Origin of the sequence: Albidovulum sediminis (assembly GCF_025380365.1) — a bacterium.
Classification (GTDB): Bacteria; Pseudomonadota; Alphaproteobacteria; order Rhodobacterales; family Rhodobacteraceae; genus Albidovulum; species Albidovulum sediminis.
Genome location: NZ_JAOCQF010000001.1, coordinates 754,340 through 774,973, shown reverse-complemented (window position 1 = coordinate 774,973; position 20,634 = coordinate 754,340). Strand labels below are relative to the sequence as shown.

Genomic DNA, 20,634 nt, shown 5'->3' with positions numbered 1-20,634 from the left:
AAGGGGGAGCGCGCGAACCGGGGGTTTCACACCCCCGGACCCCCGTGAGGTATTTGGGGCAAGATGAAGATCAGGGTGCGATCTGCCCGGTCCAGTCCCTGAGCCTGGCGGCGTTGACACCCATATCCCTCAGGCCGAAGCGCTGGCGCGCGTGGAGGACGAGCAGGGTTGAGCCGGCTTCCTCACGCGCCGCCGCGGTAGTGTAGTCGGGAAAGCCTAAGACGGCGCTGCGCGTGATCCAGGTGATCCGCCCTTCGGCGGGGCTGCCCGCCAGCCGCACCGTCCGCGGGGTCGCCATCGCGATGGCGTCGAGCCGGTCGAGAACCGCCGCCGGGGTGGTGCCGGGCAGCGTCAGGCGCGCCCATTCGCCCTGCCCCGCCAGTGCCAGGCCGGGATCGACGTGCCAGCGCGCGGGGTCTGAGGGGGCAAGGCGAACATAGGCCATGCCCCCGACAAGTGCCGCCAGCGCGATGAGGCCGATCAGCCTCACCTCCGCGTCCGCGCCCAGTGGTAGAGGCAGACCAGGTCGTAGGCGACATGGGCGCCGGCGATCGCGGTGGCGCCGGTGGTGTCGTAGGGGGGCGAAACCTCGACGATGTCGCCGCCGACGAGGTTGATGCCCGCCAGGTCGCGCAGGATCGCCGCCGCCTGCCAGGAGGCGAGCCCGCCCCAGACCGGGGTTCCGGTCCCCGGCGCGAAGGCGGGGTCAAGCGCGTCGATGTCGAAGGTGACATAGGCGGGGCCGTCACCGACGATCGCCTTCGCCCGCAGGGCGACCGCGGCCGCGCCCATCTCGTGCGCCTCGCGCGCGGTGATGACGGAGAGGCCGAGGTAATCCTCGGTGGTGGTGCGGATGCCGATCTGGACCGAGCGGGCGGGGTCGACGTAGCCGGCCTTCACGGCCTTGTACATCATCGTCCCGTGGTCGATCCGGGCCATGTTGTCGTCGGCCCAGAGGTCGGAATGCGCGTCGAACTGGATGACGCCGAGCGGCCCGAACTTTTCGGCATAGGCCTTCAGGATCGGCAGGGTGATGTAGTGATCGCCACCCAGCGTGATGGTCCCCGCGCCGGCCGCAAGGATGGTGCGGATATGCGCGCTCAGCCGTTCGGGCAGTTCCGGAACGTTGGCGTAATCGAAGGCGAGATCGCCGTAGTCGATCACGTTCATCTCCTCGAGCGGGTTGGTCGGCCAGCCGTGCGGCGGATCGTAGGGCTGGAGCGAGGACGCCTCGCGGATCGCGCGGGGGCCGAAGCGGGTGCCGCTGCGGTGGCTGACCGCCTGATCGAAGGGAACGCCGGTGATGGCAAGGTCCACCCCGGCCAGGTCCTTGGTGTAGGTGCGGCGCAGAAAGCTGGTTGCGCCGCCAAAGGCGTTTTCAAAGGCGTAGCCGCGCTGTCCCCTGCGGGTGAAGGCGGTATCGACCTCGTTCTTTGCATCTTCGAGTGCCATGAGTATCTCTCGGGAAGGGTCGCGTCGTCGTTCATGGCCGGAGACGCCGCGGATCCGGATCCCCCGAAAGGGCCAAGGTGCGCCGGTTTTGTCAAGAAGAATTTGATCAAATGCGTGGCGGGCGGCTAGAGTGCAGCCGATCCCGCGCCGCGGGCCGATTCCCGCCCGAACACCTCAGCCGACAGGATGCCGATGCGCCGCCTTTACGAAGACCCCGCCTATGATCCGGCCTGGCCCGCCAGCCACTGGCGCGCCGCCCATCCCGCGCCATTCGCGCTGCCGCCGCTCGACGGGTCGGCCACGGCCGAGATCGCGGTGATCGGCGCAGGCTTCGCCGGGCTGAACGCGGCGCTGGAGGCGGTGCGGGGGGTCGGCGCGGACGTCGTCGTGCTCGATGCCGTGCAACCGGGCTGGGGGGCGTCGGGGCGCAACGGCGGGTTCTGTGGCTACGGCGGCACCAAGCTGTCCGATGGCGCGATCGTGTCGCGCACAGGGCTTGAGGGCGCGCGCGACTTCCGCGCCTTCCAGCGCGCGGCCATCGCCCATGTCGGGGCGCTGATCGACGACAACGGCTGGAACGCCCGGCAGGGGCCGGAGGGCGAGGCGGTGCTGGCGCAGTCGCCGAAGGTCTGGGCGGGCTTCGCGGCGGAGGCGCGCGAACTGCACGAGCTTTACGGCGAAGCGGTGGAACTTGTCCCCCCCGGTGCGCTGGCCGAACGCGGGCTGGCCGGCCCCGGCTTTCACGGCGCGCTGATCCTGAACGAGGGCTTCCCCGTCGACCCGATGGCCTATGTCGAGGGGCTGGCGCGGCTGGCGATCGACGCGGGCGTGCGCATCTTCGGCCAGAGCCCGGTCACCGCCCTCGCCCGCGACGGCGACGGCTGGCGCCTGACCACGCCCGGCGGCAGCCTGCGCGCGAAAAAGGTGCTGGTCGCGACCAACGGCTATTCCTCGGACGACCTGCCGGACTGGATCGAAGGGCGCGCCCTGCCCGCCTTTTCCGCCGTCCTCGTCACCCGCCCGCTGAGCGAGGGGGAACGGAGCGACCAGGGTTATACCGATCCCCGCATGGCCTTCGACGCGCGCAGGTTGCTGCACTACTTCCGCCATCTGCCCGACGGTCGGTTCCTGTTCGGCATGCGTGGCGGCGTCTCGGGGACGATCGCGGGCCACCGGCAGATGGAGGCCGAGGTGCGCCGCCACTTCGAGGCGCTGTTCCCCGCCTGGGCCGGTGCCGGGACGGAGCATACCTGGTCGGGCTTCGTCTGCCTGACCGGCAGCCTCGCGCCCTTCGTGGGCGAGGTGCCGGGCGCGCCCGGCCTTCACGCCGCCTTCGGCTGGCACGGGTCGGGGGTGGCCATGGCCTCGCTTTCGGGCCGCGAGATCGGGCGGCTGATGACGGGGCAAGGCGCGCGGATCCCTGCGCTGCTGAGCCGGCCGCCGCGCCGCTTCCCGCTGCCGGCGCTGCGCCGCACCTGGCTGCGCCTCGCCTATGCGGGCTACGCGCTGAAGGACGGGCCGCTGCCCCGGAAACCGGCGCGGACCCCGGCGCAGTCCCCGGCTCAACCCCGGTCCTAGCCGATCCGCACGCCCTCGCGCACCAGTTCGTCGGTGACCTGCCGGATCGCCTGGCCAAGCGTCTCGACGACGAAATCGACCTCGTCGCGGGTGATCACCAGGGGCGGCGACATCACGTTCAGGTGCCCCATCGGGCGCACCATCAGCCCCATCGCCTCGCAGGCGTCCGAGATGCGCTTGCTTTCGCCGACCTCGTCGGGCAGCGGCTCCTTCGTCTCGCGGTTCGCCACGCTCTCGACGCAGGCCATGAGCTTGCGGCCGCGGACGTTGCCCACCAGCGGCAGCTCCGCCAGCGTCGCCAGCCGCTCCTCGAAGTAGCGCCCCACATCCGTCGCGCGCGCCAGAAGCCCCTCGCGCTCCATGATCTCGATGTTCTTCAGGCCCGCCCGGCAGGAAACCGGGTGGCCGGAATAGGTGAACCCGGTCGAGAACCAGCGATGACCGCCCTCGGCCATGGTGGCCCAGATCCGGTCCGAGAAGATCACCGCGCCAAGCGGCACGTAGCCCGAGGTCAGCCCCTTCGCGGTGGTGATCATGTCGGGGACGATCCCGAATTCGGCTTCGGAGGCGAACCAGTGGCCGATGCGGCCAAAGGCCGTCACCACCTCGTCGGCGATGAAGAGGATGTCGTGACGCCTGCAGACCTCCCACATCCGTTTCAGGTAGCCCGCGGGCGGAATGACGATCCCACCCGAAGCCTGGATCGGCTCGGCGATGAAGCCGCCGATGCGGTCGGCGCCGACCCGCGCGATCAGGTCCTCGAACTCTGCCACCAGCAGGTCGCAGAACGCATCCTCGTCCATCCCCGCCGGGCGGCGGTAGAGGTTCGGGCTGGACAGGTGGTGGATCCCATCCTCCTTGTAGCGGAACTCCTCGATGCGGTCGCCGTAGCGCTTGCCGACCGAGATGGTGAGATAGGTGGAGCCGTGATAGGACGCCTCGCGCGAGACGACATGGGTCTTTTCGGGATGGCCGCGGACATGGTGGTAGTAGGCCACCATCCTGATCGCTGTATCGACCGCGGTCGAGCCGCCGGTGGTGAAATGCACCCGGTTCAGGTCGCCCGGCGCAAGTTCGGCCAGTTTCGCGGCCAGAAGGGCAGCGGCGTCGTTGCCGGTATCGACGAAGAAGTTGGAATAGCCGAGCCTGAGCGCCTGTTCGGCGATCGCGTCCGCCATCTCGCGCCGGCCAAGGCCGATGTTGGTGCACCACATGCCGCCGATCGCGTCGAAATAGCGCCGGCCGTCGGCATCCCAGAGGTAACAGCCCTCTCCCCGTGTAAAGATGAGCGAGCCGCGTTCCTCGAACGGGCCGAAGTTGGTCCAGGGGTGGACGGCATGGGCGCGGTCCTTTTCCCAGAGGGCCTCGTTGGCGAGCGCATGGGCGGCATGGGTCATTTTGAATCTCCAGTCAATATGCGCAGGATAGCGACTGGAACGAAAACCGCAAGTCTTTTGATCAAAATACGGCGTGCCCCGCCCGCCCGGACGGTGATTGCATGGCGTGCGCGGGCAGGCCCGCGCACAAGCCTTCTGGCACTGCGTGCGGGTTTCGCCTCCGGCGGGAGTATTTGGGCCAGACTGAAAGGGGCCGGGAAGGCCCGGAGGATCAGAGCGGCTGGGCGCGTTCGACGAGGCGGACGAAGAAGCTGGCACCATAGGGCGCGGCCTCGTCGTTGAAGTCGTATTTCGGATGGTGGAGCCCCGCGCCCTCGCCCTGGCCGAGGAAGAGGTAGCAGCCCGGCCGCTTCTCGAGCAGGTAGGAGAAATCCTCCGCCCCCATCTCGCGCCCGGAGGTGGCGATGACGGCGCCGGTCCCGGCGATTTCCCCGGCGACGCGGACGGCGAACTCGGTGCGGCCGTGGTCGTTCACGGTGGCCGGATAGCCCCAGTCGTAGTCGATCTTCGCCTCGACCTCGTAGGCGGCGGCATGGCCGGCCACGATCTGCTCGATCCGGGTCTTCGTCGCCTTGCGCACCTCGGGGTCGAAGGTGCGGATCGTGGCGCCGAACCAGGCGTCCTCGGGGATGATGTTCGAGGCGGTTCCGGCGTGGACCTGGGTGACTGAAATGACGATCTCGTGGAGCGGGTTGGTGTTGCGGCTGACGATGGTCTGGAGCGCCGAGATCATGCCGACGGCGGCCGCGATCGGGTCGATGCAGTCGTGCGGATAGGCGCCGTGCCCGCCCCTGCCCTTGAGGTCGACGCGCAACGTGTCGACGGCGGCCATGATCGGGCCGGGGGTGGTCAGGAAATGGCCGAGCGGCACCTGCGGGGTGTTGTGGATCGCGTAGACCTCGCCGATCGCGAAGCGGTCGAGCATGCCCTCGCGCACCATCACGTCGCCGCCGCCGCCATCTTCCTCGGCCGGCTGGAAGATGAGAGCGACGCGGCCGCGGAAGTTGCGCGTCTCGGCAAGATATTTCGCGGCGCCGAGCAGCATGGTGGTGTGGCCGTCATGGCCGCAGGCATGCATCTTGCCGGGCCGGGTGGAGGCGTGTTCGGCCCCCGTCGCCTCCTCGATCGGCAGTGCGTCCATGTCGGCCCTGAGGCCGATGGTCGGCCCCTCGCCCTGGCCGTTGATGATGGCGACGATCCCGGTTCGGGCGATGCCCTCGTGGATCTCGTCGACGCCGAATTCGCGCAGGCGTTCGGCGACGAAGGCTGCCGTCTCGTGGCAGTCGAAGGCAAGCTCGGGGTGCTGGTGCAGCCAGCGGCGCCAGCCCTGCATCTCGGGGGCGAAATCGGCGATACGGTTCAGGACCGGCATGGAAGGCTCCTTTCAGGGGTCGGCCGACCATCCCACCCAATGCGCGCGGGTGCAATGGGGGCGATGGGGCGGCAGGCGATGTGGTCAGGGCAAGGGCAGCGCGCGCTCCACCAGGCGGGCGAAGTAGCTGGCGCCGTAGGGGGCGGCGGCGTCGTTGAAGTCAAATCCGGTCTCGTGCACGCCCGGCCCCTTGCCCTGGCCGAGAAACAGCATCGCACCGGGCCGCGCCGCCAGCATGGCGCCGAAATCCTCCGACCCCATCAGCGGCGGGTGATCGCCGATGGTGCGACCCTCGCCCGCGACCTCGCGCGCGACCGACAGCGCAAAGCGCGTCGCCTCGGGGTCGTTCACCGTCGGGGCAAGGTCGATCTGCCGGCCGATCTCGACGGTTACGTCCATGGCCGCCGCCACCCCCTCGCAGATCGCGCGGAGCCGGGCCAGCGCCATCTCCTGCACCTCGGGGCGGTAGCTGCGGATGGTGCCGCCGATATAGGCCTCGGCCGGGATGACGTTGTGGGTGCTGCCGGCCTGGACCTGGGTGATGGAGACCACGAGCTGGTCGTTCGCAGCGGTGTTGCGGGCAAGAATCGTCATCAGCGCGTTGCCGATCGCCAGTGCCGCCGCCACCGGATCGCGCGCCTCCTCGGGGCGCGAGGCATGGCCGCCGTGCCCGAAGATGCGGATGTCGAAGTCCGACACCGCCGCCATGAACGGCCCCGGCCGGGTCAGAAAGGTGCCAAGGTCCTGCTTGGGCGAGGTGTGGAGCGCGTGGATCTCGGTGATCCCGAAGCGCTCCATCAACCCGTCGGCCAGCATCGCCGGGCCACCTTCGCCCGTCTCCTCGCCCGGTTGGAAGACGAGCGCGACGGTGCCCGCGAAGTTGCGCGTCTGGGCAAGGTATTTCGCCGCACCCAGCAGCATCGTGGTGTGTCCGTCATGACCGCAGGCATGCATCCGCCCGGGCACGGTCGAGGCGTGGGGCGCGCCCGTCGTCTCGGTCATCGGCAGCGCGTCCATGTCGGCCCTGAGGCCGAGCGTGCGGCCCCCCGCCCGCCCCCGGATCAGCGCGACGACGCCGGTCCTGCCCACGCCCTCGTGGATCTCGTCCACCCCGAACTCGCGCAGGCGGGCCGCCACGAAGGCCGCCGTCGCCTGGCAGTCGAGCCCAAGCTCGGGATGGGCGTGCAGGTGGCGCCGCCATCCCTTCATCTCCGCTTCCATTTCCGCGATACTGTTCAGGACGGGCATTCTCACCTCCGGGGATCGGCCCGAGACTAGACCGAACCCTGCGAGGAAAGGAAGACCATGAGCCCCGACGACAGCCAGCGCCTCTGCCTCGACCCCGACGGCGGGGTGCCGCGCCTGCTGGAGATCATGCGCCGCCTGCGCGACCCGGAGACGGGCTGCCCCTGGGACATCGAGCAGGACTTCGCCACCATCGCCCCCTACACGATCGAGGAGGCGCACGAGGTCGCCGACGCGATCGAGCGCAAGGCCTGGGGGGAGCTGAAGGGCGAATTGGGCGACCTGCTGTTCCAGACCGTCTATCACGCGCAGATGGCGGAAGAGGCGGGGCATTTCGCCTTTGCCGACGTGGTTCGCGCGATTTCGGACAAGATGATCGCGCGCCATCCGCATGTCTTCGGCGACGAAAGCCGCGACAAGACGGCAGAGGAGCAGACCCGCGACTGGGAAAGGGTGAAGGCCGCCGAACGGGCAGAGGGTCCGGCGCGCGGCACGCTTGACGGCGTGGCGCTTGGCCTGCCCGCGCTCCTGCGCGCGCTGAAGCTGCAGAACCGCGCGGCGCGGGTGGGCTTCGACTGGCCCTCGACCGACGAGGTGCTCGACAAGATCGTGGAGGAGGCGCGCGAACTGGTCGAGGCGCGCACGACGATGAGCGCGGCCGAGACCTTCGAGGAATTCGGCGATCTCCTGTTCGTCGTCGCCAATCTGGCGCGGCACCTGAAGATCGATCCCGAGGCCGCGCTGAGGGCCGCGAACGCCAAGTTCACCCGCCGCTTCGCCGCCATCGAGGCAGCCCTGGCCCTGCGCGGCAAGCGCCCCGAGGACAGCGACCTGGCCGAGATGGACGCGCTCTGGAACGCGGCCAAGGCGCGGGAAAAGGCCGAAGCCTAGGCCGCGTCGTTCTCGTCATCGTCGATCCCCGGCGGGGCCAGCAGCAGCGTCACCTTCTTGCCGCTGATGCTGCCGCGCACCAGCCGCCCTTCGCCGGCGATCTCGGGGAAGTGCTCCACCCAGTCGCGGCAACTGGCATTGGTGACGACCGGCGCCTGCATTTCGCGCGCGCCCGTGAAGACGAACGCCTCGACCCGCGTCCCGCCCGGCGCGACAAGGACCTGGATCGTCGGAAGGTTCAGCGCGCGGGCCAAGGCGCCGGGGCCGAGCGGGCGTTTCGCGACCAGGAACCCGGCCTCCGCGTCGAACCATACCACCGGCGTGTAGCGCAGCCGCTGCAGTTCCTTCACGACAAGGGCCACGGTCGCCAGATCGGGCGGGCCGTCGCGCCAGTGCAGAACGTTCGACCCGTCCACCACGATCCAGTGCCGGCGCGGCGAAAGCGCCTGCCCGACCATCCAGACCAGCGCGACGGTGCCGACGATGGCAGGCGCCAGCATCGCGATCGACAGCAGGTCCTGTCCGGCCAGATAAGCGGCGGCCAGCGCAAGAAGCGACAGGACAAGAATCGAAGCGGCGTAGGCCATGGCGCCAGTTAGCCAACCGCCGCGTCCGGGGGCAATGCCGGACTAGCGGTCCCGCCCCTGCTCCCGGCTGCGGTCCTCCGCGCGCCCACGCCGCCATTCCTCCAGCGCGGGATTGGCGCGCGGGGCGGCCTCCTGCGCCTCGGCGGGCGCCGTCGGGGTCGCCGTCGGGGACGGGGCGGCGCGGCTGCGGAAGTGATGCGCCTCGCGCGCGCCGAAGTAGAAGCCGACGATGGCCGCCAGCAACCACCAGAGCGGCTCCGGCACATGCTCAAGCCCGACCATGCGGCGCGCGAAGCCTTCGGGGTCGACCATCGCGTAGACGAACAGCCCGAGCGTGCCGAAGGCGAGCATCGGCCGCGGCAACCGGTTCAGCCCGTTGACGAAACGGTCGAAGGGGCCGGCGCGGACGAACTGGAACTCCGCCCCGAACTCGTCGAGCGCGGCGATGTAGGCGGCCTGCGCGGCCTCCATCCTGCGGGTGGCGTTGGGGGTGAAGGCGCCGGCGACATCGACCACCGCCTGCCCCAGCGCCGAGGTTGCGGCGGGCGCCCCGATGAGTCGCGAGATCAGCCCCATGACGCGGTCCTTTCGCGGTGCTCGTCCTCGCTGAGGTGAAAGCGGGGGGAGATGAAGACCTCCGCCCGCCGGATCCATCCGCCCTTGCCGCCGTCCTTGCGGCGGGCGAATTTGCGGCTGGCCGGGCGCCGGTCGGCCAGCGCGTAGTAATAGTCGCGCCGGGCGATGCCGTAGGCGTCGGCGAAAAGCGCGGGCGCGCCCTCTGCCGCGGCCGCCGCCGTCTCGGCGGTCCGCGGGCCGATCACGCCGTCGACGGCGACCGGATAGCCCATCTGGTTCAACAGCCGCTGGAGCAGGCGCACCGCCTCAGCCCCCGCGTTCACATACATGTCGAAGACGCTGGCCTGCACCGCCTCGGGCAGGAGCGCGAGGCCCGGCCTGCGGAAATACTCCTCGACAAAGATCTCCTCGGCCCGCGCCCGCGTCAGCCGGCGCACGTCGGCGGCGGTCACCTGCCCGTCGCCGTCAAGGTCGATGCCCAGCCGGCGCATCGTGGCGAGCGTCACCCCGTGCCTCGTGGCCCCGCCCGGATCGTCGGGGTCGTTGACGTATCCGCCCTCGCGGGCGGCGATGTCGCGGGCGATCTCTTCGACACTGGGCATGGAACCTCTCCGGGGCTGCTGACCCCGGAAGGCTCCTCAGTTTCCGTTAATTCGTCGCTGCGGCAGCGTCCGGCTCGACGTACATGCCCTGTTCCTTCAGCGCGTCGATGACTTCCTTCGGCATGTAGGTCTCGTCATGCTTGGCAAGGATCTCGGTCGCCACGAAGGTGCCGTCCACCAGCTTGCCGGTCGCCACCACCCCCTCGCCCTCGCCGAAAAGGTCGGGCAGCAGGCCGGTGTAGCTGACCGGCACGATGCCGTTGCCGTCGGTCACGCGAAAGCTGATCTCCGCCCCCTGCCCGCGCACCAGGCTCCCCTCCTCGACAAGGCCGCCGATGCGGAAGGTCTCGGACGGCGGGGGCGGGTTCTCGGTCACCTCGGTCGGGGAGCGGAAGTATTGCAGCGCGTTCGGGGCCGCGATGTAGAACGCGGCAAAGCTCGCCACCATGGCGACGACGGCCAGAACGATGATCTGGATGCGCCGCTGCTTCTTAAGTCCCTTCATCTCGGTCCCCCGGGCAAGGCCGGTCAAGCCCCGGCTTCCCGCTAGATGGCGGTGCCGGGCGCCGGTTGCAACGTCAAAAATTGTCGCGTCCGTCCATCGGGACGAAGGGGTAGCGCGCCAGTTCCTCATACCGCGCGCCGCCCGCGCCCAGCCAGGACCGGAAGAGCGACAGCCCGGTGACCGGCACGGGCCCGGCGCGGAACCCGGCGTGGCGGCCAAGGATGCGCGCCACCAGCGCCTCGTCGGCGTCGCCTGGCTTCAGCCGCAGCACCGTGACATGCGGGCGGAAGCGTTCGCGCGGCAACTGGATGCGCATCCCCGCCAGCCGTGAGCGCAGGCCTTTCGCCAGCGCGTCCAGCCGCGGTTCCTCCGCCACCCCCGCCGCGATCACGCCACCCGAGGGTCGGCCCATGAGCTCAAGCCCCCGCAGTTCCACCGCGAAGGGCGCGGGCGCCAGCGTTTCGGCGGCCTCGTGCGCGGCCTCCAGCGTCTCGGGCGTCATCTCCCCCAGGAAGGCCAGCGTCAGGTGCAGGTTTTCCGGCGCGAGCGGGCGGCCGAAGGGGATCGCCGCCTGCAGCCGCTCGATCTGGTCAAGAACGGCGTCCGGCAGGGTCAGGGCGAAGAAGGCGCGGATCATCGCCCATCCCTGCCACGGATGGCGCGGCGCCGCAATCGCGCTCAGGCGGCGGCGGGGGCGCCTCGGCGCATCCCGCTCAGCGCGTTCCAGACCACTGCAGCGACCAGAAGCGCGCCCCCCGCGAAGGTTCCGCCCGAGGCCGTCTCGCCCAGGAACAGCCAGACCCAGACCGGCGCCAGAAGCACCTCGACGATCGAAAGGAGCGGCAGTTCGGCGGCGGGAATCACCCGGCTGCCCACCGTGTAAAGCGCCATGCCCGTGGCCAGCAGCACCGCCCCCATCGCCATCGACAGCAGGATGTCATGCCCTGAAACCCACAGCGTTTCGCCCATCATGGGGGCGACGAAGGCGGCGGCGATCATGGTGAAGACCCCGCCCAGGACGACCGTCGGCACCATGTCGCCCTGCCGCCCCGAGCGGATCGCGATGGTGAACCCGGCAAACCCCAGCGCGGAGCCAAGCGCCGCAAGATTGCCGTCGAGCGCGCCCATCGCCAGCCCCTCGCGCACCATGATGAAGATCCCGACCGCCGCCATCGCGATCGCCACCCAGGTCGCGCCGCGCACCCGCTCGCCCAGCAGCACCCAGCCAAGGACCGCGGTCAGGAAGGGTGCGGCCGCAAACAGGAAGACGGCATTGGCGACCGTGGTGACCTGGATCGAATAGATGCCGCCAAGGAAGGCCGCGATCAGGCACAGCCCGCCGATCACGCCCTGCCAGCCCGTCGCCAGCACCCGCGCGAAGGCCTGCCCGCCCGACCGCCATGACACGAACAGCATCAGCGCCGGCACCAGTGCCGCAGAACGCCAGAACACCACCGCCCAGGCCCCCGCGCCTTCCAGGTTGCGCACCGCAAGGCCGAAGCCTGACCAGAGCACACCGGCCAGCACCACAAGCATCACGCCCGTTCCGTATCGCATCCCGTCCTCCCCTGACAGGGAAAGACTTCTACGCAGGCGCCCGGAACTCTGTCCCGCGGGCGACCTCGTTCGCCCCGGACAGCGCGTTTGCGACACGAAATCGACCGGACGGTCGAAAATCGGGGATGGGGGTTCAGGCCGCCTCGAACCGGATCGGGCGGCGCAGGAACTGCGTCGCCTTGTCCGACACCCGCTGCGGGTCGCCGGTGGTCAGGAACCGCGACACCCGCCCCGGCCCCAGGAACTCGGGCCGCCGGGCAAGATAGTCCTTCAGGCTTTCGGCCACGAGGTCGGCCTGCGAAAAGACCCTGACTTCCGGCCCGAGGGCGGCGCGGAATGTGCCCTCCATCAGCGGATAGTGCGTGCACCCCAGGATCGCCGCCTCGGGCCGCGGCATCCGGCGCTTCAGCGCCTCGACATGGCTGCGCACCAGCGCCTCGGCAAGGATCTCGTCGCCCTGCTCGATCGCGTCGACGACCCCGCCGCAGGGCTGCGCCTCGACATCGACGCCGATGGCGCGGAACGCCAGTTCGCGCTGGAAGGCGCGGCTGGCCACCGTGGCGGGCGTGGCAAACAGTGCCACATGCTTGACCGCGACCTCGCGCGGGGGGGAATTGTCGCCCCACTGCCGTTCGGTCAGCGCCTCGATCAGCGGCACGAAGACGCCCAGAACGCGCTTGTCGGCCGGCACCCAGGTTTCCTGCATCCGCTTCAGCGCCGCGGCCGAGGCGGTGTTGCAGGCCAGGATCACCAGATCGCAGCCCTCGTCCCACAGCCGTTCGACCCCCCGGCAGGTCAGCGCGAAGATGTCGTCGGCGTCACGCACCCCGTAGGGCGCATGGGCATTGTCGCCGTAATAGACGAAGGGCACCTCGGGGAGTTCGCGGGCGACCGCGTCCAGAACCGTCAGGCCGCCCAGTCCGGAATCGAACACGCCTACCGCCATGACAGCCCCCCTGATCGCCTGGGCCCGTTCTAAGTCGCTGCGGCGCGGAAATCCACGCCTATTCGGCGGCGGCCGACAGCGGCGCACCGCCTGCGCGGATCACGGCGAGCAACTCCTCCCGCCGTTTTGCGGCCCGGGCGACCGCCGCCTCCTTCACCGGGCCGAAGCCGCGGATCTGCAGCGGCAATTCGGCCAGCGCGCGCACCGCGGCCTCGGTCGCGGGCGTGATCCGCGGCAGGACCTCGCCCATGTCGGCCTCATACTCGGCGATCAGCGCGCGTTCCATCCGCCGCTCCGGCAGCCGTCCGAACGGGTCGAGCGCGGTGCCCCTGAGGCTCTTCATCCCCGCCAGCAGGCGGAAAAGCCCCAGCACCCAGGGCCCGAATTCGCGCTTGCGCGGGCGCCCGTCCGGCCCCTTGCCGCCCAGAAGCGGCGGCGCCAGGTGGAAGGTCATGCGGAAATCGCCCTCGAACTCCTCCCGCGCCTTGTCGGCGCTGTCCAGATGCAGCCGCGCGACCTCGTATTCGTCCTTGTAGGCCAGCAGGCGGTGATAGCCCGCCGCCACCGCCTCCCTCAACGCCTCGGGTGCCTGCGCGACCAGACGGCGGAAGCGGTCGGCATAGGCGCGGTCCTGATAGGCCTCAAGCCGCGCCGCGCGGAAGTCGATCTTTTCCTGCAAGGACAAAGACTTCGGATCGTCCGCTTCGGTGACCTTCGCCGCCGCTTCCGGATGCGCCGCCGCCCAGCGGCCGATCTCGAAGGCCGCGAGATTGCCCTTGACCGCGGCGCCGTTCATCTCGATCGCCGCGCGCATCGCCTCGGCCGACACCGGCACCAGCCCGCTCTGCCAGGCCGCGCCCAGCACCAGCATGTTGGAATAAATCGCGTCGCCCAGCAGTTTCGCGGCCAGTTCGGTGGCGTCGAAGAAGGCCACCCGGTCCTTCAGCCGCGCTTCAAGGGCCAGACGCATCTGCCCGGATGGCAAGCGGAATTCCCGGTTGCGGGTGAACTCTCCGGTGATGATCTCGTGCCCGTTCACCACCGCGCCTGTCCGCCCCTGCCGCATCAGGCCCAGCGTCTTCGCCCCCGCCGTGACCACCAGATCGCCGCCGATCACGCAGTCGGCCTCGCCCACCGCGACGCGGATCGCGTTGATGTCCTGCGGGCGTTCGGCGAGCCGCAGGTGGATGTGCACGGCGCCGCCCTTCTGGGCCAGACCCGCCATCTCCATCATCCCCGCGGCCTTGCCGTCGAGGTGTGCTGCCATCGCCAGCACCGCGCCGACCGTCACCACCCCGGTGCCGCCCACGCCGGTGATGACGACATTGTGCGTGCCCGCGATCGCCGGCAGCACCGGGTCGGGCAGATGCGGCAGGTCGAGCGTGGCGGTCGCGGCCTTCTTCACCTTCGCGCCCTGGAGCGTCACGAAGGACGGGCAGAACCCCTTGAGGCAGGAAAAGTCCTTGTTGCAGGACGACTGGTCGATCACCCGCTTGCGGCCCAGTTCCGTCTCCACCGGCACGATCGAAACGCAGTTCGACTGCACCCCGCAATCGCCGCAGCCCTCGCAGACATCGGTGTTGATGAACACACGCCGGTCGGGGTCGGGGAACTGCCCCCGCTTGCGGCGCCGGCGCTTTTCGGCGGCGCAGGTCTGGACGTAAAGAATGACCGACACACCCTTGATCTGCCTGAACCTCTCCTGCACCTGCATCAACTCTTCGCGCAGGTGGAACTCGACCCCCGCGGGAAAGCGGTTGCGGTCAACCTCCTCCTTCTCGTCCATTACCACGGCGATGTGGCCCACGCCCATCGCCTGCACCTCGCGGGCGATGCGGTCGGCGGTCAGGCCGCCTTCGTTCGTCTGCCCGCCGGTCATGGCGACGGCGTCGTTGAACAGGATCTTGTAGGTGATGTTGGTCCCGGCGGCGAGCGCGGCGCGGATCGCCAGCACGCCCGAGTGGTTGTAGGTGCCGTCGCCGAGGTTCTGGAAGACGTGGTCGCGGGTGGAGAACGGCGCTTCGCCGATCCAGTTCGCGCCCTCGCCGCCCATGTGGGTGTAGCCGCTCGTCCCCCGGTCCATCCACAGCGCCATGATGTGACAGCCGATCCCGGCATAGGCGCGGCTCCCCTCGGGCAGCCGGGTCGAGGTGTTGTGCGGGCATCCCGAGCAGAAGTAGGGAAGTCGCGCCGCCAGATCCTCGGCATTTGCGGCTTTCTGTGATTGTTCAACAAGTTGAAGCGCGGCCTTGACGTGGTCTGTGCCGCGCCCCTCCTCGATCAGGATCTCGCCGATCCGCGCCGCCACCATCACCGGGTCGAGCGCCATGCGGGTCGGGAACAGTTCCTCCTCGTGCATGCCGCCGGCGCCGCCCTTGTACCAGCCATAGACGCGCCGCCCGCGGCGGTCGTCGAAGATCGCCTCCTTGATCTGCACCTCGATCAGCTTGCGCTTTTCCTCGACCACGACGATGAGGTCGAGCCCCTCGGCCCAGTCGTGGAACGAGGTCATGTCGAGCGGGAAGGTCTGGCCGATCTTGTAGGTGGTGATGCCCAGCCGTTCCGCCTCGGCCGCGTCGATGCCCAGAAGCGCCATCGCATGCGTCAGGTCGAGCCAGTTCTTGCCCGCCGCGACGAAGCCGATCCGCGCGCCCGGACGCCCCCAGACGCGGCGGTCGATCTTGTTGGCCCGCGCGAAGGCTTCGGCGGCAAACCTCTTGTGGTCGATCATCCGCGCTTCCTGCGGGATCCAGTGGTCCTTGAGGCGGATGTTCAGCCCGCCTTCCGGCATCGGGAAGTCGGGGGTGACGAAGGCCATCCGGTCAAGGCTGCCATCGACGACCGAGGTCACCTCGACCGTGTCCTTCATCGTCTTGAGCCCGACCCAGAGGCCGGAAAAGCGCGACAGCGCAAAGCCGTAAAGCCCGTAGTCGAGGATCTCCTGCACCCCGGCGGGGGAGACGATGGGCATGTAGGCGTCGACCAGCGCCCAGTCTGACTGGTGGCAGACGGTGGAGCTTTCGCCGGTGTGGTCGTCGCCCATCGCCATCAGCACGCCGCCGTGGCGCGAGGTGCCGGCCATGTTGGCGTGGCGCATCACGTCGCCCGACCGGTCCACCCCCGGCCCCTTGCCGTACCAGAGCGCGAAGACCCCGTCGTGCGTGCCCTCGCCCCTCAGTTCGGCCTGCTGCGTGCCCCAGATCGCGGTCGCCGCCAGATCCTCGTTCAGCCCCGGCTGGAAGAGGATGTCGTTGGCCTTGAGCAGCTTGCCCTCGCGCGCCATCTGCTGGTCGACCCCGCCGAGCGGAGAGCCGCGATAGCCCGAGACATAGCCGGCGGTATTCAGCCCCGCCCGGCGGTCGCGTTCCTTCTGCATCAGCATCAGGCGGACAAGCGCCTGCGTGCCGTTCAGAAGCACGGGCGACTTGGTAAGGTCGAAACGGTCCGTTAGGCTGATGTCGTGGCGCATGATGGTCTTCCTCCCCTTGAGCGCCATTATAGGTCACAAATACTGACCTACAAAATCTTTTGTGCAGTCCGCACTTTTTTGTCACCTATTTGCGACCTATGTAGTGCGACTTCGCGACGAGGCAGGAAAACGACAGAAAGCGGCGATCATGGACTGGGACAAGCTCAGAATCTTTCACGCGGTGGCCGATGCCGGCTCCCTCACCCATGCGGGGGACACGCTGCACCTGTCGCAGTCGGCGATCAGCCGGCAGATTCGCGCGCTTGAGGAAAGCCTGAACACCACGCTTTTCCACCGTCACGCGCGGGGACTGATTCTCACCGAACAGGGGGAACTGCTGTTCGAGGCGACGCGGTCGATGAACAAGCGCCTCGATGCGACGGCCGCGCGCATCCGCGACAGCGAGGACGAGGTTTACGGCGAGATCCGGGTGACGACGACCACGGGCTTCGGCACGCTCTGGCTCGCCCCGCGCCTGCCCGCGCTTTACGAGAAGTATCCCGACCTCAAGATCGACCTCATGCTCGAGGAGCGCGTGCTCGACCTCGCCATGCGCGAGGCCGACGTCGCCATCCGCATGAAGGAGCCGAGCCAGGCCGACCTGATCCGGCGGCGGCTGATGAACATCCGCATGCGCCTTTACGCCTCGCCGGAGTATCTGGCCGAACGCGGCATGCCGGAGACGCTGGACGATCTGTCGAACCACCGGCTGATCTGCCAGCACGCCAATGCCGCGCAGGTGCAGGCGGGCGGTGTGCTGGTGCAGCATCTGCTGACCTATGACATCCGGTCGACCCTGACGGTGAACAACTACTACGGCGTCCTGCAGGCGGTGCGCAGCCATCTCGGCATCGGCGTGCTTCCCGATTACCTGACCGAGGATTTCCCGACCCTGGTCCGGGTCTTCCCGGACGTGGAATCGGGCGAGGTCCCGGTCTTCCTCGCCTATCCGGAGGAGTTGCGACATTCCAAGCGCGTGGCCGCGTTCCGCGACTTCGTGACCGACGAAATCATCGCCTATCGCAAGCGCCAATCCTCGGAACAGGCGGCTTGAGAAACTGAGGCATGACGGCAACGCATAGCGGCATTGTTTCCTGCGGGACCGGTTTTTGCTTGAACGGGTGGGCGGCTGAACCTAAATCGGCCTCAGGAAGCGGCGGTTGAGGTTTCTCCCGCAACTTTCTACCTCCCTGTTGGACTTTGGCCGAGCTTCGTCTCGGCCTTTTTTTTGCCCTTTCCCCAGCCTCAGCACGGGTCGGCCCGGCTGTCCATGGGTCGGACCGGCGAAAAGGCGAAAAATTCGATTTCGTTCAGGGCGTTGTCCGGCGCTCGCCGGATTTTTCTGCGCCTGCACAACAAATCCGCGGCGACTGCCCGGTTCCACGGCACTCTTGCTGCGCCGCGGCGCGGTCCTTCCCTGCGCAAGCGAATCCGTGCGGGCGCGGCGGGCGCGAAAACCCCCTCGCCTGGTCATGGGGCCTTTTCAGCCGCGGTCCTTCCCCCTAAAAGGCGCGCAATCGTCAGCGCGCGCCCCGGGGGATGGACATGCAGGAACCGCAGATCACCGAAGACCTGATCGCCGCGCATGGGCTGAAGCCGGACGAATACCAGCGCATCCTCGACATCATCGGGCGCGCGCCCACGTTCACGGAACTCGGCATCTTCTCGGCGATGTGGAACGAGCATTGTTCCTACAAGTCGTCGAAGAAGTGGCTGCGCACGCTGCACACCACCGGGCCGCAGGTCATCTGCGGGCCGGGCGAGAACGCGGGCGTCGTCGACATCGGCGACGGGCAGGCCGTCATCTTCAAGATGGAAAGCCACAACCACCCCTCCTACATCGAGCCGCACCAGGGCGCCGCGACCGGCGTCGGCGGCATCCTGCGCGACGTCTTCACCATGGGCGCGCGTCCCATCGCGGCGATGGACGCGCTGTCGTTCGGCCTGCCCTCGCATCCCAAGACCGCGCATCTGGTCAAGGGCGTGGTCGAGGGCGTCGGCAGCTACGGCAACTGCTTCGGCGTTCCCAACGTCGGCGGTGAGGTGCGCTTTCACGCCGCCTACAACGGCAACTGCCTGGTCAACGCCTTTGCCGCAGGCCTCGCCGATGCCGACAAGATCTTCTATTCGGCGGCCTCGGGCGTCGGCATGCCGGTCGTCTACCTCGGCGCCAAGACCGGGCGCGACGGCGTCGGCGGCGCGACGATGGCCTCGGCCGAGTTCGACGACACGATCGAGGAAAAGCGCCCGACCGTACAGGTCGGCGACCCCTTCACCGAAAAGCGCCTGCTGGAGGCCTGCCTTGAGCTGATGGCCTCGGACTCGGTGATCTCGATCCAGGACATGGGCGCGGCGGGCCTGACCTGTTCGGCGGTCGAGATGGGCGACAAGGGCGGGCTCGGCATCCGGCTGCAACTTGACGCCGTGCCGCAGCGCGAGGCGAACATGACCGCCTACGAGATGATGCTGTCCGAGTCCCAGGAACGGATGCTCATGGTGCTGAAGCCCGAGAAGGAGGCGGTGGCCCGCGCGATCTTCGAGAAATGGGACCTCGACTTTGCCATCGTCGGCGAGACCATCGCCGAGGACCGTTTCCTGATCCTGCACGGCAACGAGGTGAAGGCCGACCTGCCGCTCTCCAAACTCTCGTCGAGCGCGCCGGAATACGACCGCCCCTGGGTGGAAACGCCCGCGCCCGCACCCTTCACCGCGCTGCTTGACATCGACCCCGTCGCCGGGCTGAAGGCGCTGATCTCCTCTCCCAACCACGCGCACAAGGGCTGGGTCTGGGAACAGTACGACACCCAGGTGATGGCCGACACCATCCGCACGCCGGGCCTTGGCGCCGGCGTCGTGCGCGTGCACGGAACGCCCAAGGCTCTGGCCTTCACCTCGGACGTGACGCCGCGCTACGTGCGGGCCAACCCCTATGAAGGCGGCAAGCAGGCGGTGGCGGAAGCCTGGCGCAACCTGACCGCCGTGGGCGCCGTGCCGCTGGCCGCGACCGACAACCTGAACTTCGGCAACCCGGAAAAGCCCGAGATCATGGGCCAGTTCGTCGGCGCCATCAAGGGCATCGGCGAGGCCTGCCGCGCGCTCGATTTCCCGATCGTGTCGGGCAACGTGTCGCTTTACAATGAGACCGACGGCAAGGGCATCCTGCCGACGCCGACCATCGGCGCGGTCGGGCTGCTGGCGACGCTTGACGACCTGATCGCCGGTTTGCCCGCAGAGGGCGACCTGGCCATCGTGATCGGCGAGACGGCCGGGCATCTGGGCCAGTCCGCGCTGCTTTACGAGGCCTTCGGGCGTGAGGAAGGCGACGCGCCCCCGGTCGATCTGGCGGCGGAACGGCGGAACGGCGATTTCCTGCGCGCCAGCCGCAAGCTTGTCCGCGCCGCGACCGACCTTTCGGACGGGGGCCTCGCGCTGGCCGCCTTCGAGATGGCCGAGGCCGCGGGCCTGGGCGTGACGCTGGACACCGACGACATCGGCCGGCTCTTCGGCGAGGATCAGGCCCGCTACCTCGTCGCGGTGGCGTCGGGCGCGGCGGAGGGCCTTCTGGAGGCCGCGCGCGCGGCGGGCGTCCCGGCCGCGACGGTCGGACGCTTCGGCGGCGCTTCCGTCCGCTTCGGGGCCTCGGCGGCGCCGCTGGCGGAACTGTCCGCGATCTATCGCAGCGCTTTCGCCGCGGCCGTCGCCTGAACGCGGACCGCCCGCCCCTGACCCCATCAAGGGAGCCTTGCGGCCCCCTCGGCGCGGGATTACATAGGGGGCGAGGGTACAAGGGAAGGACGCCCCATGGCGATGGAAGCGCAGGATATCGAGAACCTCATCCGGGCCACGTTCCCCAAGGCGAAGATCACGATCACGGATCTGGCCGGCGACGGGAACCACTATGCGGCTGAGGTGATCGACGAATCCTTCCGCGGCATGAACCGCGTCCAGCAGCAGCGCGCGGTCTATGCCGCGCTGAAGGGCAAGATGGACGGCGCGCAGGGCGAGTTGCACGCCCTCGCCCTGACGACCAAGGCACCGGAGTAACAGAACATGACCACCACCACCGCGCAGGACCAGATCCGCGAAACCGTGACGGCCAACGATGTCGTCCTCTTCATGAAGGGCACGAAGTCGATGCCGCAGTGCGGGTTCTCCTCGCGCGTGGCGGGCGTGCTGAACTACATGGGCGTCGATTTCGTCGATGTGAACGTCCTTGCCGACGCCGAGATCCGGCAGGGGATCAAGGATTTCTCCGACTGGCCGACGATCCCGCAGCTTTACGTCAAGGGCGAGTTCGTGGGCGGCTGCGACATCGTCACCGAGATGACGCTTTCGGGCGAGCTGGACCAACTCTTCGAGGCCAAGGGCATCGGCTATTCCAAGGAAGCCGCGGACAAGATCCGCGAAGCGAACGCCTGAGGCGAAGGGACAGCGGCACGATCAGGGGGGCCCTTCGC

At 68.9% G+C, this 20,634-nt stretch carries 19 protein-coding genes; 6 read left to right on the top strand and 13 right to left on the bottom strand.

Annotated features, from left to right (window positions below; translation table 11 throughout):
• Nucleotides 1-70 precede the first annotated feature (70 nt).
• The gene (locus N5I32_RS03810) at nucleotides 71-490 is read right to left on the bottom strand and encodes a DUF1499 domain-containing protein (protein WP_261494063.1); all 420 of its coding nucleotides are present in this window, start codon (nucleotides 488-490) and stop codon (nucleotides 71-73) included.
• Entirely contained in the window at nucleotides 487-1,452 is a 966-nt protein-coding gene (speB, locus tag N5I32_RS03805; RefSeq protein WP_261494062.1) for an agmatinase, read from the bottom strand. The genes N5I32_RS03810 and speB overlap by 4 nt, the downstream gene beginning before the upstream one ends.
• A gap of 192 nt (nucleotides 1,453-1,644) precedes the next feature.
• Between speB and N5I32_RS03800 the strand changes: the two genes are divergently transcribed.
• A complete protein-coding gene (locus N5I32_RS03800) occupies nucleotides 1,645-3,030 on the top strand; it encodes an NAD(P)/FAD-dependent oxidoreductase (RefSeq protein WP_261494061.1) in 1,386 nt (461 codons plus the stop codon).
• Here N5I32_RS03800 and N5I32_RS03795 read toward each other — a convergent pair.
• The 3 genes from N5I32_RS03795 to N5I32_RS03785 all read right to left on the bottom strand — a co-directional run bounded on the left by N5I32_RS03795 (nucleotide 3,027) and on the right by N5I32_RS03785 (nucleotide 7,047).
• Nucleotides 3,027-4,427, bottom strand: a complete 1,401-nt coding sequence (locus N5I32_RS03795; protein ID WP_261494060.1) for an aminotransferase — start codon at nucleotides 4,425-4,427, stop codon at nucleotides 3,027-3,029. The genes N5I32_RS03800 and N5I32_RS03795 overlap by 4 nt on opposite strands.
• Before the next feature lie 211 nt (nucleotides 4,428-4,638).
• The gene (locus N5I32_RS03790; protein WP_261494059.1) at nucleotides 4,639-5,799 is read right to left on the bottom strand and encodes a M20 aminoacylase family protein; all 1,161 of its coding nucleotides are present in this window, start codon (nucleotides 5,797-5,799) and stop codon (nucleotides 4,639-4,641) included.
• 84 nt (nucleotides 5,800-5,883) lie between these two features.
• Nucleotides 5,884-7,047 (bottom strand): M20 aminoacylase family protein, encoded by a 1,164-nt coding sequence (locus N5I32_RS03785; protein WP_261494058.1) that lies wholly within the window; start codon nucleotides 7,045-7,047, stop codon nucleotides 5,884-5,886.
• A 57-nt stretch (nucleotides 7,048-7,104) separates the two neighbouring features.
• Between N5I32_RS03785 and mazG the strand changes: the two genes are divergently transcribed.
• A complete protein-coding gene (mazG, locus tag N5I32_RS03780; protein WP_261494057.1) occupies nucleotides 7,105-7,935 on the top strand; it encodes a nucleoside triphosphate pyrophosphohydrolase in 831 nt (276 codons plus the stop codon).
• On the opposite strand, the gene N5I32_RS03775 is transcribed toward mazG, so the two are convergent.
• The 8 genes from N5I32_RS03775 to N5I32_RS03740 all read right to left on the bottom strand — a co-directional run bounded on the left by N5I32_RS03775 (nucleotide 7,932) and on the right by N5I32_RS03740 (nucleotide 16,177).
• Nucleotides 7,932-8,522, bottom strand: coding sequence for a hypothetical protein (locus N5I32_RS03775; RefSeq protein WP_261494056.1), 591 nt, complete (start codon nucleotides 8,520-8,522; stop codon nucleotides 7,932-7,934). The genes mazG and N5I32_RS03775 overlap by 4 nt on opposite strands.
• A gap of 42 nt (nucleotides 8,523-8,564) precedes the next feature.
• On the bottom strand, nucleotides 8,565-9,098 hold the full coding sequence (locus N5I32_RS03770) for a holin family protein (protein ID WP_261494055.1): 534 nt from the start codon (nucleotides 9,096-9,098) through the stop codon (nucleotides 8,565-8,567).
• A complete protein-coding gene (locus N5I32_RS03765) occupies nucleotides 9,089-9,700 on the bottom strand; it encodes a holin-associated N-acetylmuramidase (RefSeq protein WP_261494054.1) in 612 nt (203 codons plus the stop codon). The genes N5I32_RS03770 and N5I32_RS03765 overlap by 10 nt, the downstream gene beginning before the upstream one ends.
• A 46-nt stretch (nucleotides 9,701-9,746) precedes the next feature.
• On the bottom strand, nucleotides 9,747-10,205 hold the full coding sequence (gene ccmE, locus N5I32_RS03760; protein WP_261494053.1) for a cytochrome c maturation protein CcmE: 459 nt from the start codon (nucleotides 10,203-10,205) through the stop codon (nucleotides 9,747-9,749).
• A gap of 73 nt (nucleotides 10,206-10,278) precedes the next feature.
• The gene (gene thpR / locus N5I32_RS03755; protein ID WP_261494052.1) at nucleotides 10,279-10,842 is read right to left on the bottom strand and encodes an RNA 2',3'-cyclic phosphodiesterase; all 564 of its coding nucleotides are present in this window, start codon (nucleotides 10,840-10,842) and stop codon (nucleotides 10,279-10,281) included.
• Between the two features lie 41 nt (nucleotides 10,843-10,883).
• A complete protein-coding gene (locus tag N5I32_RS03750) occupies nucleotides 10,884-11,762 on the bottom strand; it encodes a DMT family transporter (RefSeq protein ID WP_261494051.1) in 879 nt (292 codons plus the stop codon).
• A 133-nt stretch (nucleotides 11,763-11,895) separates the two neighbouring features.
• Nucleotides 11,896-12,708, bottom strand: coding sequence for a glutamate racemase (locus tag N5I32_RS03745; RefSeq protein ID WP_261494050.1), 813 nt, complete (start codon nucleotides 12,706-12,708; stop codon nucleotides 11,896-11,898).
• Nucleotides 12,709-12,766: 58 nt separating this feature from the next.
• The gene (locus N5I32_RS03740; protein WP_304504722.1) at nucleotides 12,767-16,177 is read right to left on the bottom strand and encodes an indolepyruvate ferredoxin oxidoreductase family protein; all 3,411 of its coding nucleotides are present in this window, start codon (nucleotides 16,175-16,177) and stop codon (nucleotides 12,767-12,769) included.
• Between the two features lie 148 nt (nucleotides 16,178-16,325).
• Between N5I32_RS03740 and N5I32_RS03735 the strand changes: the two genes are divergently transcribed.
• From N5I32_RS03735 to grxD, 4 genes are all read left to right on the top strand, one after another.
• Nucleotides 16,326-17,231, top strand: coding sequence for a LysR family transcriptional regulator (locus N5I32_RS03735; RefSeq protein WP_261494049.1), 906 nt, complete (start codon nucleotides 16,326-16,328; stop codon nucleotides 17,229-17,231).
• Between the two features lie 491 nt (nucleotides 17,232-17,722).
• Nucleotides 17,723-19,882, top strand: a complete 2,160-nt coding sequence (purL, locus tag N5I32_RS03730) for a phosphoribosylformylglycinamidine synthase subunit PurL (protein ID WP_261494048.1) — start codon at nucleotides 17,723-17,725, stop codon at nucleotides 19,880-19,882.
• A 96-nt stretch (nucleotides 19,883-19,978) separates the two neighbouring features.
• Nucleotides 19,979-20,221: a BolA/IbaG family iron-sulfur metabolism protein gene (locus N5I32_RS03725; RefSeq protein ID WP_261494047.1), complete on the top strand. Its 243-nt coding sequence runs from the start codon at nucleotides 19,979-19,981 to the stop codon at nucleotides 20,219-20,221.
• Nucleotides 20,222-20,227: 6 nt separating this feature from the next.
• Nucleotides 20,228-20,596 (top strand): Grx4 family monothiol glutaredoxin, encoded by a 369-nt coding sequence (grxD, locus tag N5I32_RS03720; RefSeq protein ID WP_261494046.1) that lies wholly within the window; start codon nucleotides 20,228-20,230, stop codon nucleotides 20,594-20,596.
• Nucleotides 20,597-20,634 lie beyond the last annotated feature (38 nt).

Coding starts and splice junctions, on each gene's coding strand:
- N5I32_RS03745 (WP_261494050.1), bottom strand. CDS start 12,708: ATGGCGGTAGGCGTGTTCGATTCCGGACTGGGCGGCCTGACGGTTCTG.
- N5I32_RS03765 (WP_261494054.1), bottom strand. CDS start 9,700: ATGCCCAGTGTCGAAGAGATCGCCCGCGACATCGCCGCCCGCGAGGGC.
- N5I32_RS03790 (WP_261494059.1), bottom strand. CDS start 5,799: ATGCCGGTCCTGAACCGTATCGCCGATTTCGCCCCCGAGATGCAGGGC.
- speB (WP_261494062.1), bottom strand. CDS start 1,452: ATGGCACTCGAAGATGCAAAGAACGAGGTCGATACCGCCTTCACCCGC.
- mazG (WP_261494057.1), top strand. CDS start 7,105: ATGAGCCCCGACGACAGCCAGCGCCTCTGCCTCGACCCCGACGGCGGG.
- grxD (WP_261494046.1), top strand. CDS start 20,228: ATGACCACCACCACCGCGCAGGACCAGATCCGCGAAACCGTGACGGCC.
- N5I32_RS03785 (WP_261494058.1), bottom strand. CDS start 7,047: ATGCCCGTCCTGAACAGTATCGCGGAAATGGAAGCGGAGATGAAGGGA.
- purL (WP_261494048.1), top strand. CDS start 17,723: ATGCAGGAACCGCAGATCACCGAAGACCTGATCGCCGCGCATGGGCTG.
- thpR (WP_261494052.1), bottom strand. CDS start 10,842: ATGATCCGCGCCTTCTTCGCCCTGACCCTGCCGGACGCCGTTCTTGAC.
- N5I32_RS03725 (WP_261494047.1), top strand. CDS start 19,979: ATGGCGATGGAAGCGCAGGATATCGAGAACCTCATCCGGGCCACGTTC.
- N5I32_RS03750 (WP_261494051.1), bottom strand. CDS start 11,762: ATGCGATACGGAACGGGCGTGATGCTTGTGGTGCTGGCCGGTGTGCTC.
- N5I32_RS03775 (WP_261494056.1), bottom strand. CDS start 8,522: ATGGCCTACGCCGCTTCGATTCTTGTCCTGTCGCTTCTTGCGCTGGCC.
- N5I32_RS03740 (WP_304504722.1), bottom strand. CDS start 16,177: ATGCGCCACGACATCAGCCTAACGGACCGTTTCGACCTTACCAAGTCG.
- N5I32_RS03800 (WP_261494061.1), top strand. CDS start 1,645: ATGCGCCGCCTTTACGAAGACCCCGCCTATGATCCGGCCTGGCCCGCC.
- N5I32_RS03770 (WP_261494055.1), bottom strand. CDS start 9,098: ATGGGGCTGATCTCGCGACTCATCGGGGCGCCCGCCGCAACCTCGGCG.
- N5I32_RS03795 (WP_261494060.1), bottom strand. CDS start 4,427: ATGACCCATGCCGCCCATGCGCTCGCCAACGAGGCCCTCTGGGAAAAG.
- N5I32_RS03735 (WP_261494049.1), top strand. CDS start 16,326: ATGGACTGGGACAAGCTCAGAATCTTTCACGCGGTGGCCGATGCCGGC.
- ccmE (WP_261494053.1), bottom strand. CDS start 10,205: ATGAAGGGACTTAAGAAGCAGCGGCGCATCCAGATCATCGTTCTGGCC.